Origin of the sequence: Rahnella woolbedingensis, from assembly GCF_003602095.1 — a bacterium.
GTDB lineage: Bacteria > Pseudomonadota > Gammaproteobacteria > Enterobacterales > Enterobacteriaceae > Rahnella > Rahnella woolbedingensis.
The window spans coordinates 70,781-83,210 of sequence record NZ_RAHH01000018.1 but is presented as its reverse complement, the minus strand read 5'-3'; the positions used below and the strand labels follow the sequence as shown (position 1 = coordinate 83,210).

The following is a 12,430-nucleotide window of genomic DNA, read 5'->3' as shown; positions in this document are numbered from 1 at the left end:
GTGAGCTGGCAAGCGCGCATCAACGAAGCAGTCACGGCGCGCAAACAGGCGGCGGCTTTTCGGGTGCGCCAGCCTAACCGTGGCGGCAGCGCGCGTTTTCTGGCGCAGGCTGAGCGGCGTTATCTGAACTTTTCCGGTAACGATTATCTCGGCCTGAGTCAGGACGCTGAGGTGATCGCCGCGTGGCAGCAGGGCGCGGCGAAATATGGCGTCGGCAGCGGTGGATCCGGGCACGTCACCGGTTACAGCGAGACGCACGCCGAGTTTGAGCAACAGCTGGCGCAGTGGCAGGGCTATCCACGAGCGCTGCTGTTTATCTCTGGTTTTGCGGCCAATCAGGCCATTCTTGCGGCGCTGATGCAGACGGAAGATCGGGTGCTGGCGGATAAACTCAGCCACGCGTCGTTGCTGGAAGCCGCAGCGCATGCGCCTTCGCAGTTGCGACGTTTTCACCACAATCAGCCGGATTCCCTGCAGCGTCTGCTGGAAAAACCGGTCAGCGGTGAAACGCTGGTGGTCACCGAAGGGGTGTTCAGCATGGACGGTGATGCTGCGCCGCTGGCTGATCTGCACCGGTTGTCACAGAGGCATGGCAGCTGGCTGATGGTCGATGACGCGCACGGCGTTGGCGTGATGGGTGAAGAAGGGCGCGGAAGTTGCTGGCAGCAGGGCGTACGGCCTGAGCTGCTGGTGGTCACATTCGGCAAAGCTTTCGGTTGCAGCGGCGCGGCAGTGTTATGTGATGATGCGACCGCAGATTACCTGTTGCAGTTTGCCCGCCATCTGATTTACAGCACGGCGATGCCTGCCGCGCAGGTGTGCGCGTTACAGGCCTCGCTGGCACGAGTCCGGCAGGATGACGGCTTGCGTGATAAACTGGCGGCCAATATTGCCCGTTTTCGCGCGGGTGCGACCGGTTTGCCTTATCAGCTGAGCGCTTCGCAGACCGCTATCCAGCCCGTTATTGTGGGTGAAAATCAGTCTGCGCTGGATCTGGCGGCGGCGTTACGCGAACGCGGGTTGTGGGTCAGCGCCATCCGTCCACCGACGGTGCCGCCGGGCAGTGCGCGGTTGCGCCTGACCCTGACGGCGGCGCATGAGCCGGAAGATATCGATTTTTTGCTGGAGTCCCTTCATGGGTGCAGTCACTGAATTAGTGAACAAACAAGCGGTGGCCGACGCCTTCAGTCGCGCCGCCATCAGTTATGAGAACGCCGCACAATTGCAGCGTGATGTGGGTGAGGAATTACTGGCGCTGGCGGCACCGTACCTCAAAGACGCCGGCAATCTGGTCGTCGATGCAGGCTGCGGCACCGGTTATTTCAGCCGTCACTGGAAAGCGCAGGGCAAAAAGGTCATTGCGCTGGATCTCTCGGAAGGCATGTTAAATCGTGCCCGCGAGCTGGATTCCGCCGACGAATACGTGCCGGGCGACATCGAACGTTTACCGTTCGCCGACAATTCTGTCGACATCTGTTTCAGCAATCTGGCGGTGCAGTGGTGTAACGCCTTGCCGCGTGCGCTGGAAGAAATGCACCGTGTCACCCGCAACGGCGGACTGGTGCTGTTTTCCACGCTGGCAGAAGGTTCGCTTAACGAACTGGCTGCGGCCTGGATGAAAGTCGATGGTCGTCGTCACGTGAACCAGTTTCTGACACCGGACAAAATCGCCGAAGCCTGCGCGCCATATCGCCACGAAGTGACCTTCAGCGATCATGTGGCCGAATTCCCCGATGTGATGTCACTGATGCGCTCGCTGAAAGGCATCGGCGCGACACACATCAAAAATGGCCGCCTTGGCGGTCTGGGCGGCAGGGAACGCCTGCAATTGCTGGAAAAACACTACGTCCGCCGCGACGGCATCCTGCCGCTCAACTACCGGCTGGTCTACGGCATTTTGCAGGTCGAAGAACTGATCCCCCGCTGATTTACTCCTCCCCTTCGCAGGGGAGGGAGCTAACCAACACCGGGCTTTTATTAAAATAAATCATGAAAAAATACTTCATTACCGGCACCGACACTGAAGTCGGGAAAACCGTCGCAACCACCGCATTTTTGCAGGCCGCCGCACAGGCCGGGCATAAAACAGCCGGATATAAACCGGTGGCATCAGGCAGTGAAATGACCGCTGAGGGGCCGCGCAACAGCGACGCCCTGGCGTTGCAGGCATACAGCACCGTCGGGTTGCGTTATGACGAAGTCAACCCGTGTACCTTTATCGAACCGACGTCGCCGCATATCGTCAGTGAACTGGAAAAACGCCCGATTGACCCGCAGGTGTTATCCTCAGGTTTACGTCATCTGGAACCGCTGGCGGACTGGGTGGTGGTGGAAGGCGCGGGTGGCTGGTATACGCCGCTGACCGCGGATTATACCTTTGCTGACTGGGTTATTGCCGAGCAGTTACCGGTGGTGTTAGTGGTGGGAATGCGCCTTGGCTGCATTAACCACGCCGTGCTGACGGCGCAGGCCATCGCACAAAGCGGGTTGCATCTGGCGGGCTGGATAGCCAACGACGTGCAGGAAACGGGGAAACATCATCAGGCCTATATGGCTACGCTCACGCGTATGCTGCCTGCGCCGCTGCTGGGCGAGATCCCGTACCTGAGCGCCGGAACGGACGTTAATCTGGGGCAATATCTGAGTCTGGACCGTCTCACCGCGTGAAACGTCAGACCGTCAGATAGTTTTTGATTAACGTCTCATCAAGCTGGGCCAGCGTTCCCTGAGCGACGTTGCGCCCGCCATCGACCAGACAGAACCGGTCGGCGACGCTGCGGATAAACGGCAGTTTATGGCCGACCAGCAGCAGTGTCAGACCAAGATCGCGATTCAGGCGGTGAATAATATTGCCCATATTCGCCGCCATTGACGCGCTGGTGTGCTCGGTCGGTTCATCGAGTATCAGCAATTCCGGTTCCTGAACCAGCGCACGGCTGATGGCCAGCTGTTGCTGCTGGCTTTCATCGAGCTCTCCCGCCTTACGTGCACCCATCTCCTTTAAGGTCGGAAACAGGTCATAGACTTCTTCTGGCACGCGACGTGTCCTATTGCGGCTAGCCATCATGGCGATTTGCAGGTTTTCATCGACACTCATCTGCGAAAAAATTTGCCGCCCCTGTGGTACATAACCGATTCCGATTTGCGCGCGGCTTTCTACCGGCAAATTCAGCAGACTTTGCGGTTCTTCATCGCGCGACTGCCAGGAAATGGCACCGCTTTTGACCGGGAGATGGCCCATGATGCAATTGACCAGCGTCGTTTTACCCACGCCATTTCGCCCGATCAGGCAGGTGCATTGCCCGCGGTACAATTCCAGATTGATGTCCCACAGGATATGTTTTTGCCCATAGTACTGATTAACGGATTTTACACTTAACATCAGACACCCCTCCCTCATGGAGCTTTTCACCGGACTGCATTTTGACGGCCACTGTCATCTTTCTGACATTTATGTTCCGCTGTATGCGCTTTCTACAGGGGAATCCTTCGCGAAATCTCTTCAAAGAGTGAAATTGCAACTCTCAGGCCAAGTTTTACTAGCGGGTGATAAAAAGAGAGGTTACACGGCTGTTAACAGCGTGCGTGCGGATGATTTAGGATTATTCATGAGTATTGTCAGGATTTTGAGATTTGGTCAGAGCAGCAATAAAAGGAAACTGCACTTTGGCAGTGCCGGCTTCACTGATTTTGGTGCAAGGTTCACCCGGATGAGAAGCTGAAAAATCCTGCTCAGCTGCACTTTTGGGTTTTGCAAGGAACATCCGCCCGGAAATCCAGGCAAAATAGGCATAAATAAGGAGATAAAAAAGATAAAAAATAACTAAAAAAGACCTCTCAGGCGCTGACGGAGCAAAAATCGGTTTTTTACCACGTCCCGCCGCGCTTGGCGTGCTGAGACTTATCCACTATTCCTGTGGATAACCTTGTGCATGAGAGTAAGAAAAGTTGCTACAGACGAGTCAGGACGCGGGTTCCGCTCAGTTTGCCCGTATTCGCAGCTTTTTGATGATGCTGTTTTTAATCAATAAGTTAGTTAAAAGCAATACAGCCGTAATTCGTTGGTCATAGTTGTGTCAATCTTCGTCAAGCTGTGGTCAGAAAGTGAATAGCGGTAAATTTTTGGGTAAAAATGTCTTCTGATGGTGAGAATTCTCATTTGCCTTAACCTAAAAAAGTGCAACTACGGCAAGATGTTAAAACGGGTGCTGATTTTATCGATTGGAAGCTGGTTTTATATACAGTAATATAGCGGCGGTAAAATCAGGGCTGGCAAAAATTGCGAAGTCTTTCATACTATTTTTCCTCGAACTGTTCACCGGTTCAGCCCGTACGGCCTTGTGCATTTTCATTTCAGTCAGGTAGCCCGTCATGAGTAAAGAGTTCAAACTGCATTCCGAATTTAAACCGTCAGGCGATCAGCCTGAGGCGATACGCCGCCTGGAAGAAGGGCTGGAGAACGGGCTGGCGCACCAGACGTTGCTCGGGGTGACCGGTTCAGGCAAAACCTTTACCGTGGCAAACGTGATTGCTGATCTGAACCGTCCGACGATGGTGCTTGCCCCGAACAAAACGCTCGCGGCACAGCTTTACGGCGAGATGAAAGAGTTCTTCCCGGAGAACGCCGTCGAATATTTTGTCTCCTACTACGATTATTATCAGCCCGAGGCATATGTCCCGAGCTCAGACACATTTATCGAAAAAGACGCCTCAGTGAACGAACACATTGAGCAAATGCGTCTTTCTGCGACTAAAGCCCTGCTGGAACGCCGCGATGTGATTGTGGTGGCCTCGGTTTCTGCCATCTACGGTCTGGGCGACCCTGACTTGTATCTGAAAATGATGCTGCATCTGACCAAAGGGATGATTATCGACCAGCGGTCCATCCTGCGGCGTCTGGCAGAGCTGCAATATGCGCGTAACGATCAGGCTTTCCAGCGCAGTACTTTCCGCGTGCGCGGCGAAGTCATTGATGTGTTCCCGGCAGAATCGGATGACCTGGCGCTGCGCATTGAGCTGTTTGATCAGGAAGTCGAACGCCTGTCGTTGTTTGATCCGCTGACCGGTCAGGTTCAGCACGAAGTGCCGCGTTTCACCATCTATCCGAAAACGCACTACGTTACGCCGCGCGAACGTATCGTGCAGGCGATGGAAGAAATCAAAGTTGAGCTGGCTGACCGTCGCAAAGTGTTGCTGGCCAATAACAAACTGCTGGAAGAACAGCGCATCAGCCAGCGCACGCAGTTTGATCTCGAAATGATGAACGAGCTGGGGTATTGCTCCGGTATCGAAAACTACTCGCGATATCTGTCGGGCCGCGGGCCGGGCGAGCCGCCTCCGACGCTGTTTGACTATCTTCCCGCCGATGGCCTGCTGATTGTCGATGAATCCCACGTCACTATTCCGCAAATCGGCGGCATGTACAAAGGTGACCGTTCGCGCAAAGAAACGCTGGTGGAATATGGTTTCCGTCTGCCATCGGCGCTGGATAACCGCCCGATGCGTTTTGAGGAATTCGAAGCGCTGGCGCCGCAAAGTATTTATGTATCGGCCACGCCGGGTAAATACGAACTGGAGAAATCCGGTGACGATGTGGTCGACCAGGTGGTGCGTCCGACCGGTCTGCTGGATCCGATCATCGAAGTGCGCCCTGTCACCACGCAGGTGGACGACTTGCTGTCTGAAATCCGCAAACGTGTGGTGATTAACGAGCGTGTGCTGGTCACTACGCTGACCAAACGTATGGCGGAAGACCTGACGGAGTATCTGGAAGAACACGGCGAGAAGGTGCGTTACCTGCACTCTGACATCGATACCGTCGAGCGTGTGGAGATCATCCGCGATTTGCGACTCGGTGAATTTGATGTGCTGGTCGGGATCAACTTACTGCGCGAAGGGCTGGATATGCCGGAAGTGTCGCTGGTGGCGATCCTTGATGCTGACAAAGAAGGTTTCCTGCGTTCAGAGCGGTCGCTTATCCAGACCATTGGTCGTGCGGCGCGTAACCTCAACGGTAAAGCGATTCTTTACGGCGACAAAATCACTAACTCGATGGCACGCGCCATTGAAGAAACGGAACGTCGTCGCGCCAAACAGGAAGCGCACAACCTCGAAAACGGCATCACGCCGATGGGGCTGAACAAGAAAATTTCCGACATTCTGCAACTCGGCCAGCCGAAGACCAAAAAGAACAAAGACAAACGCGATGCCGAAGCCGCGCAAACCTTCAAATCGCTTACGCCGAAAGCTTTGGAGCAGCGCATCAAAGAGCTGGAAAGCAAAATGTATGCTCACGCGCAGAATCTGGAATTCGAAGAAGCGGCCAACACCCGCGACGAATTGCACGCATTGCGCGAGCAGTTTATTGCGATTTCGTAACGTGAAAAATGCTAAAGTGCGCGGCTTGAAAATCATTACCCTGATACTTTAACGAAGAGCGAGCCAATGACTGATACACCACAAAACCCTGGCGCAGCGAAAGACCCGCTGCACGGCGTCACGCTGGAAAAACTGCTGACAACGTTGGTGGATAACTTTGGCTGGCCGGCACTGGCCTCGCAGGTGAATATCAACTGCTTTAAAAGCGACCCGAGTGTGAAATCCAGCCTGAAGTTTCTGCGCCGCACGCCCTGGGCGCGCAAGGAAGTGGAAACACTGTATCTGGATTTCATCGAAGGCCATTTGCGCCCGGATATGACCCGCAGCAAGCGCCGCACGCCGCTTTCTGCACAGGCACCGCAAAAGCCGAAAGTCAGTACCGCGAAGCCCGCTGCCGACAGCCCGTGGAATAATCATCCGCTGGTGAAAAAGTAATTTACGCGCATTTCATTCTGTTCATTTGAGGGGGAAAGTCGTGCCTGAGCAAAATATTCTTATCGTAGTGGATATGCAAAACGGGGTGTTCGCTTCCCCGCGTTATGACCGCAGCGGACGGGCTGAGCGCATTAATCAGCTGATTGACCGGGCAGGGCGCGTTATTTTCATTCAGCACGCTGAAGGTGAAATGACCGAAGGCAGTGAGTTCTGGCAGGTGCTACCCGAGCTTCATCAGCCGACAGGCGCGATTTCTGTGACCAAAACCGCCTGTGACTCTTTCTATCGCACCACGCTCGACGCGGTATTGCAGGAACTGAATGCGACCCGTTTTACCGTCTGTGGTTGTGCGACAGATTATTGTGTGGATACGACCATTAAAGTCGCTGCCAGCAAAGGTTATGCCGTGACCGTCGCATCGGACGCGCACACTACCGGTGACCGCACGCACGCCACGGCGCAGCAGCTGATCGGTCAGCATAACGAAGTCTGGCATGAATTATCTGTGCCGGGCAATCCGGTCACAGTGAAAACCACCGCTGAAATTCTGGCTGACTGGCAGTAAATTCCGTTTTCAGAATGTCAAAAAGGCCGCATCGCGCGGCCTTTGGTATTTCTGCTTTTCAATTAATCAGAGCATCTTTTGCAGCGCTTCTTCGATGGCCGCCCGCAGCATATCGCGGTCATGACGATAGGGCACATCGCTGGCTTCGAGCGGGCTTTGAATAATCAGATGTTCCTCGGCGCTTCCGCCGACTTTCACTTTCGGCCCCACAATCGCGGCATCTGCACGACGGCCAATGCGCGTTTCGATCATATCCAGTTTGTTATCCAGCGTCAGCGAGGCGGCGGCAACGCTCAGTTCTTTCCCCAGATTACCGATATACACAATATGCGCACGGCTGCGACGCAGCGCAGTGGTGAGGTCATTCATCAGCAACAGCGGCATCAGGCTGGTGAAGAAACTGCCGGGGCCAATCAGGATCAGATTAGCTTCCGCAATCGCCTGCAACGCTTCGCGGGTGGCGGGCACCTGAGGTTCAAGCCGAAGTTCGCGCGGGATCTGCGTCAGTTTATCGACATTCACTTCGCCGTGAACGGTTTCACCGTTGGCGTCAATGGCAGCCAGATCGACCGGTTGTTCTGACATCGGGATAAGCTCTGCATCGACTTTCAGCAGACTGCGCACCAGATTGATTGCTTCGAGCGGGCGCACGGTCAGATGATCAAGCGCGCGCAACATCAGATTACCCAGATTATGCCCGTCCAGTTCGCCCTGACCGCTGAAGCGATATTCAAACATTGCTGAAGCGAGGCTCGGCTCGGTGATCAGCTGATTCAGGCAGTTGCGCATATCGCCCCAGGCAATGCCGCCTACAGAACGGCGAATGCGACCGGTTGAACCGCCGTTATCGGTGGTGGTCACAATGCCGGTCAGGCGCGGGCCAAGAGGGGAGAGGGAAGACATCACGCGGCCAAGCCCGTGACCTCCGCCTAATGCCACCACCCGGTCGAGATCGGCTAATGTTCGGTTGCGCATGGTTTTCCTTACAATGGGGAGTGGCGGGGTAAATCAGGTTTCTGCGGGGATTTTACCTAACTTTGCAACAAGATGTTATCAATTAACGGCACGACATCCGCATTCTCAGAGTATTCAAAATCAAACGTTTTTAGCCTTGAAAATGCAGCCTTTTGTCGTGAAAAGTCGTTATATATCAAAATGCATAACGAAAAACCACCTTGGCGATCCGGACTTTACGGCGTTAGAATATCCCCCGTTACCCCGTATTCATCATCAGTCCGCTATGGACGGGATGAATCAACTCCTAGCCCTGGTTCCTAAGTTGCCTTTCTGACGCAGTTCCCCAGAAACAATATGGAGCCCTGGCCGTGACAATAAGTCACCAGGGTGCACGGCAGAAATGCCCGCATCTCCCGTATTTGGAAAGGTGTTAAGGTGCTTCAACTTACTGATGCTTTTGCCCGCAAGTTTTATTACTTGCGGCTGTCGATCACTGACGTGTGCAATTTTCGTTGCACCTATTGTCTGCCGGATGGCTACAAGCCGCACGGACACAGCAATAAAAGTTTTCTCTCGCTCGATGAAATCCGTCGGGTCAGCCGCGCGTTTGCTAACTTAGGAACGGAAAAAGTGCGCCTGACCGGTGGAGAACCGTCGTTGCGCCGCGATTTCTGCGAAATTATTGCCGCAGTGCGCGAAAACCCCTCTATCAAAACTCTCGCAGTGACCACTAACGGTTATCGTATGGCGCGTGATATCAATAAATGGCGCGATGCCGGTCTGACCAATATCAATGTCAGCGTCGACAGCCTTGATGCCCGCCAGTTTCACGCCATCACCGGCCAGGATAAATTCCGCGATGTGATGGACGGGATCGACGCGGCTTTTGACGCCGGTTTCAGCAAGGTAAAAGTCAATACCGTGCTGATGCGCGATGTGAATCACGCCAGCCTGAATACCTTTCTCGACTGGATCAAAACCCGGCCAATCCAGCTGCGTTTCATCGAACTGATGCAAACCGGCGATGGCGGCGATTTGTTCCGCAAGCATCACGTTTCCGGCGAAGTGCTGCGTGAACAGCTGGTGCGTCAGGGCTGGCAGTTACAGGTTCGCTCCCGCAGCGACGGTCCCGCGCAGGTCTTCAGTCATCCGGATTATCTCGGTGAAATCGGTCTGATCATGCCGTACGAGAAAGACTTCTGCGCCAGTTGTAACCGGCTGCGCGTGTCTGCCATCGGCAATCTGCATTTGTGTCTTTTCGGCGAGCAGGGCATCCCTCTGCGTGATTTATTAGCCGACGACATGCAGCAGGACGATCTGATGGACCGCATTCAGGGCGGCCTGAGCCGCAAAAAACAAACTCACTTCCTGCATGAAGGCAATACCGGAATCACCCAGAACCTGTCGTTTATTGGTGGCTGAATCCGGTCATTATCGTTTAAGGAGCAAACTGATGAGCAAAGCCAGTAAAGAGTTTTTGCCTTTATCTGTCGCGATCATGACGGTTTCCGACCGCCGCACCGACGCTGAAGACACCTCCGGGCATTACCTGAAAGAAGCTGTCACCGAAGGCGGACACCATGTTGTCGCACAGCAAATCGTCAAAGAGAGCATTTACAGCATCCGCGCCGTGGTCTCCGCGTGGATTGCCGATGAAAAAATCCAGGCGATTTTGATCAATGGCGGCACCGGTTTTAACGCCGGCAATAACACACCCGAAGCGCTGAAACCGCTGTTTGACCGCGAAATCGAAGGTTTCGGTGAGTTATTCCGCATGGTGTCGTTTGAAGACATCGGCACCTCGACCATTCAGTCGCGCGCCATTGGCGGTATCGCTAACCAGACGGTTATTTTCGCCATGCCCGGTTCAACCCGCGCCTGCCAGACCGCCTGGGACAACATCATCGAAGCGCAGCTCGACGCCCGTCAGGGGCCGTGCAATTTCACTCCACATTTGAAGAAATAAGAATGTCTGAACTCACTCACATTAATGCTTCCGGCGACGCGCACATGGTGGATGTCTCCGGTAAAGCTGAAACCGTTCGCGAAGCCAGCGCGGAAGCCTTTGTTGAAATGGCAGCTGACACGCTGGCGATGATTATTAACGGCAATCACCACAAAGGTGATGTCTTTGCCACGGCGCGTATCGCCGGAATTCAGGCAGCGAAAAAGACCTGGGATCTGATCCCGCTGTGTCATCCACTGCTGCTGACCAAAGTAGAAGTGAATCTGGAAGCGCAGCCGGAACATAACCGGGTGCGCATCGAATCCCGCTGTCGTCTGAGTGGTAAAACCGGCGTGGAAATGGAAGCGCTGACGGCGGCTTCCGTGGCGGCGCTGACCATTTACGATATGTGTAAAGCGGTTCAGAAAGATATGGTGATCGGCCCGATCCGTCTGCTGGAGAAAACCGGCGGTAAATCCGGCGATTTTAAGGCGAAAAGCAAGGCGGACGTATGATCGACATTTTATTCTTCGCACAGGTGCGCGAACTCACCGGCACCGCAAGCCTGCAACTTCCGGCGCAATTTCCGACAGTGGAAGCATTACGTACCTCACTGACCGAACGTGGCGATCGCTGGGCGCTGGCGCTGGAATCCGGCAAACTACTGGTAGCCGTCAATCAGACGCTGACTACCATGGCGCATCCGCTGACTGAAGGCGATGAAGTGGCCTTCTTCCCGCCGGTCACCGGAGGCTGATATGGAACAGACGAAAATTATTGTGGATGCTGCGCCGTTCAGCGTAGGTGATGAATACCACTGGCTGGCGCAATCTGACGCCGACGGTGCAGTCGTCACTTTCACCGGTAAAGTGCGTAATCACAATCTGGGCAGTCACGTCAGCGCGTTAACGCTGGAACATTATCCAGGCATGACCGAAAAAGCGCTGGCGGAAATAGTCGCCGAAGCCCGCACCCGCTGGCCGCTGCAACGTGTTTCTGTTTATCACCGTGTCGGGCCGATGTATCCGAGCGATGAAATTGTGTTTGTCGGCGTAACCAGTGCCCATCGCGGCATGGCATTTGAAGCCAATGAATTCATTATGGATCACCTGAAAACCCGCGCACCCTTCTGGAAACGTGAAGCCACGGAAGAGGGTGACCGCTGGGTTGATGCCCGTGACAGCGATAAACAGGCAGCGGCTCGCTGGTAAATAGCATCACAACCGCACGCAGACCTCCCATGCTTTTCTCTCTATCTGTGATACGCTTAAAAAATCGGGAGGCTGCTCTGGCCTCATTTTTCGTCCTCCATGCAAAAGGGTAATCATCATGGATCGATATCCACGCAGTAATGGTTCAATTGTCGAACGCGCGAATACCGGCATTCAGGCGTACATGGCGCAAGTGTATGGCTGGATGTTCTGTGGTTTGCTGCTGACCGCCTTTGTGGCCTGGTACGCTTCCGGCTCTGAGAAAATCATGAGCTTTGTTTTCTCCAGCCAGATTACTTTCTTCGGTCTGATCATCGCGCAGCTGGCGCTGGTCTTCGTGATTTCCGGCATGGTGAAACGCCTGAGCGGTACCGTCGCCACCGGCTTGTTCATGTTGTATTCCGCGCTGACCGGGCTGACGCTTTCCAGCATTTTCCTGGTCTACACCGGTGACTCAATTTTCGGTACCTTCATTGTCGCCGCCGGTATGTTTGGCGCGATGAGTGTGTACGGTTATGTGACCAAGCGCGACCTGACCGGTATCGGCAGCATGTTGTTCATGGCGCTGATCGGCCTGGTACTGGCATCACTGGTGAACATGTGGCTGAAAAGCTCCGGCCTCGCGAACATCATTTCGTACGCCGGTGTGTTGATCTTTGTCGGTCTGACCGCCTATGACACACAGAAGCTGAAAAACATGGGTGCGCAGTTGTCTGCTGATGATCGCGATAACTTCCGCAAATACTCCATTGTTGGCGCACTGACGTTGTACCTTGATTTCATCAACCTGTTCCTGATGCTGTTGCGGATTTTCGGCAACCGTCGGTAAGGTTTTTTGATTGCAAATATAAGAAAGGGACACTGAGAAGTGTCCCTTTTTTTATGCCGGCTGGTGAGGTTTATTAGCTCCTTCCCCTGCGAAAGGGAGGGTTGGGGTGG

The 12,430-nt window shown here is 54.4% G+C and carries 15 protein-coding genes and 1 riboswitch; of the genes, 12 read left to right on the top strand and 3 right to left on the bottom strand.

The annotated features are described in order from the left end of the window. Genes bioF through bioD form a run of 3 tightly spaced genes read left to right on the top strand, consistent with a single transcriptional unit; the run spans nucleotide 1 to nucleotide 2,667 of the window. On the top strand, nucleotides 1-1,152 hold the full coding sequence (gene bioF / locus D6C13_RS15920; RefSeq protein ID WP_120133689.1) for an 8-amino-7-oxononanoate synthase: 1,152 nt from the start codon (nucleotides 1-3) through the stop codon (nucleotides 1,150-1,152). After that, nucleotides 1,136-1,927, top strand: coding sequence for a malonyl-ACP O-methyltransferase BioC (gene bioC / locus D6C13_RS15915; protein WP_120133688.1), 792 nt, complete (start codon nucleotides 1,136-1,138; stop codon nucleotides 1,925-1,927). Before bioF ends, bioC begins: the two co-directional genes overlap by 17 nt. Nucleotides 1,928-1,986: 59 nt before the next feature. Beyond that, a complete protein-coding gene (gene bioD / locus D6C13_RS15910) occupies nucleotides 1,987-2,667 on the top strand; it encodes a dethiobiotin synthase (RefSeq protein ID WP_120133687.1) in 681 nt (226 codons plus the stop codon). 4 nt (nucleotides 2,668-2,671) lie between these two features. Here bioD and D6C13_RS15905 read toward each other — a convergent pair whose 3' ends face one another. Together D6C13_RS15905 and D6C13_RS25660 are read right to left on the bottom strand one after the other, a co-directional pair. Beyond that, nucleotides 2,672-3,382 (bottom strand): ABC transporter ATP-binding protein, encoded by a 711-nt coding sequence (locus tag D6C13_RS15905; protein ID WP_120133686.1) that lies wholly within the window; start codon nucleotides 3,380-3,382, stop codon nucleotides 2,672-2,674. A 220-nt stretch (nucleotides 3,383-3,602) separates the two neighbouring features. Further along, nucleotides 3,603-3,764 carry a hypothetical protein gene (locus tag D6C13_RS25660; protein WP_167458039.1) on the bottom strand — a complete coding sequence of 54 codons (162 nt, stop codon included), beginning with the start codon at nucleotides 3,762-3,764 and terminating at the stop codon, nucleotides 3,603-3,605. Nucleotides 3,765-4,371: 607 nt separating this feature from the next. Here D6C13_RS25660 and uvrB point away from each other — a divergent pair. The 3 genes from uvrB (at nucleotide 4,372) to D6C13_RS15890 (ending at nucleotide 7,378) form a co-directional block, all read left to right on the top strand. Next, the gene (gene uvrB / locus D6C13_RS15900; RefSeq protein WP_120133685.1) at nucleotides 4,372-6,378 is read left to right on the top strand and encodes an excinuclease ABC subunit UvrB; all 2,007 of its coding nucleotides are present in this window, start codon (nucleotides 4,372-4,374) and stop codon (nucleotides 6,376-6,378) included. 66 nt (nucleotides 6,379-6,444) lie between these two features. Further along, nucleotides 6,445-6,813: a VF530 family protein gene (locus D6C13_RS15895; RefSeq protein ID WP_013576381.1), complete on the top strand. Its 369-nt coding sequence runs from the start codon at nucleotides 6,445-6,447 to the stop codon at nucleotides 6,811-6,813. A 40-nt stretch (nucleotides 6,814-6,853) separates the two neighbouring features. Next, the gene (locus D6C13_RS15890; protein WP_120133684.1) at nucleotides 6,854-7,378 is read left to right on the top strand and encodes an isochorismatase family protein; all 525 of its coding nucleotides are present in this window, start codon (nucleotides 6,854-6,856) and stop codon (nucleotides 7,376-7,378) included. A 66-nt stretch (nucleotides 7,379-7,444) separates the two neighbouring features. Here D6C13_RS15890 and D6C13_RS15885 read toward each other — a convergent pair whose 3' ends face one another. After that, nucleotides 7,445-8,353, bottom strand: coding sequence for a gluconeogenesis factor YvcK family protein (locus D6C13_RS15885; RefSeq protein ID WP_120133683.1), 909 nt, complete (start codon nucleotides 8,351-8,353; stop codon nucleotides 7,445-7,447). Between the two features lie 271 nt (nucleotides 8,354-8,624). Continuing rightward, nucleotides 8,625-8,781: riboswitch (molybdenum cofactor riboswitch) on the top strand. Between D6C13_RS15885 and moaA the strand changes: the two genes are divergently transcribed. From moaA to D6C13_RS15855, 6 genes are all read left to right on the top strand, one after another. Next, the gene (moaA, locus tag D6C13_RS15880; protein ID WP_120133682.1) at nucleotides 8,771-9,757 is read left to right on the top strand and encodes a GTP 3',8-cyclase MoaA; all 987 of its coding nucleotides are present in this window, start codon (nucleotides 8,771-8,773) and stop codon (nucleotides 9,755-9,757) included. Its footprint overlaps the riboswitch before it by 11 nt. Nucleotides 9,758-9,788: 31 nt before the next feature. Further along, nucleotides 9,789-10,301: a molybdenum cofactor biosynthesis protein B gene (moaB, locus tag D6C13_RS15875; RefSeq protein ID WP_120133681.1), complete on the top strand. Its 513-nt coding sequence runs from the start codon at nucleotides 9,789-9,791 to the stop codon at nucleotides 10,299-10,301. Nucleotides 10,302-10,303: 2 nt separating this feature from the next. Next, nucleotides 10,304-10,795, top strand: a complete 492-nt coding sequence (gene moaC / locus D6C13_RS15870; protein WP_120133680.1) for a cyclic pyranopterin monophosphate synthase MoaC — start codon at nucleotides 10,304-10,306, stop codon at nucleotides 10,793-10,795. Then, entirely contained in the window at nucleotides 10,792-11,037 is a 246-nt protein-coding gene (moaD, locus tag D6C13_RS15865) for a molybdopterin synthase sulfur carrier subunit (protein ID WP_120133679.1), read from the top strand. The genes moaC and moaD overlap by 4 nt, the downstream gene beginning before the upstream one ends. 1 nt (nucleotide 11,038) lies before the next feature. Then, complete coding sequence (gene moaE / locus D6C13_RS15860) at nucleotides 11,039-11,491, top strand: molybdopterin synthase catalytic subunit MoaE (RefSeq protein ID WP_120133678.1); 453 nt, start codon at nucleotides 11,039-11,041, stop codon at nucleotides 11,489-11,491. Nucleotides 11,492-11,609: 118 nt separating this feature from the next. Continuing rightward, entirely contained in the window at nucleotides 11,610-12,320 is a 711-nt protein-coding gene (locus tag D6C13_RS15855; protein ID WP_120133677.1) for a Bax inhibitor-1/YccA family protein, read from the top strand. The last annotated feature ends 110 nt before the right edge of the window (nucleotides 12,321-12,430 follow it).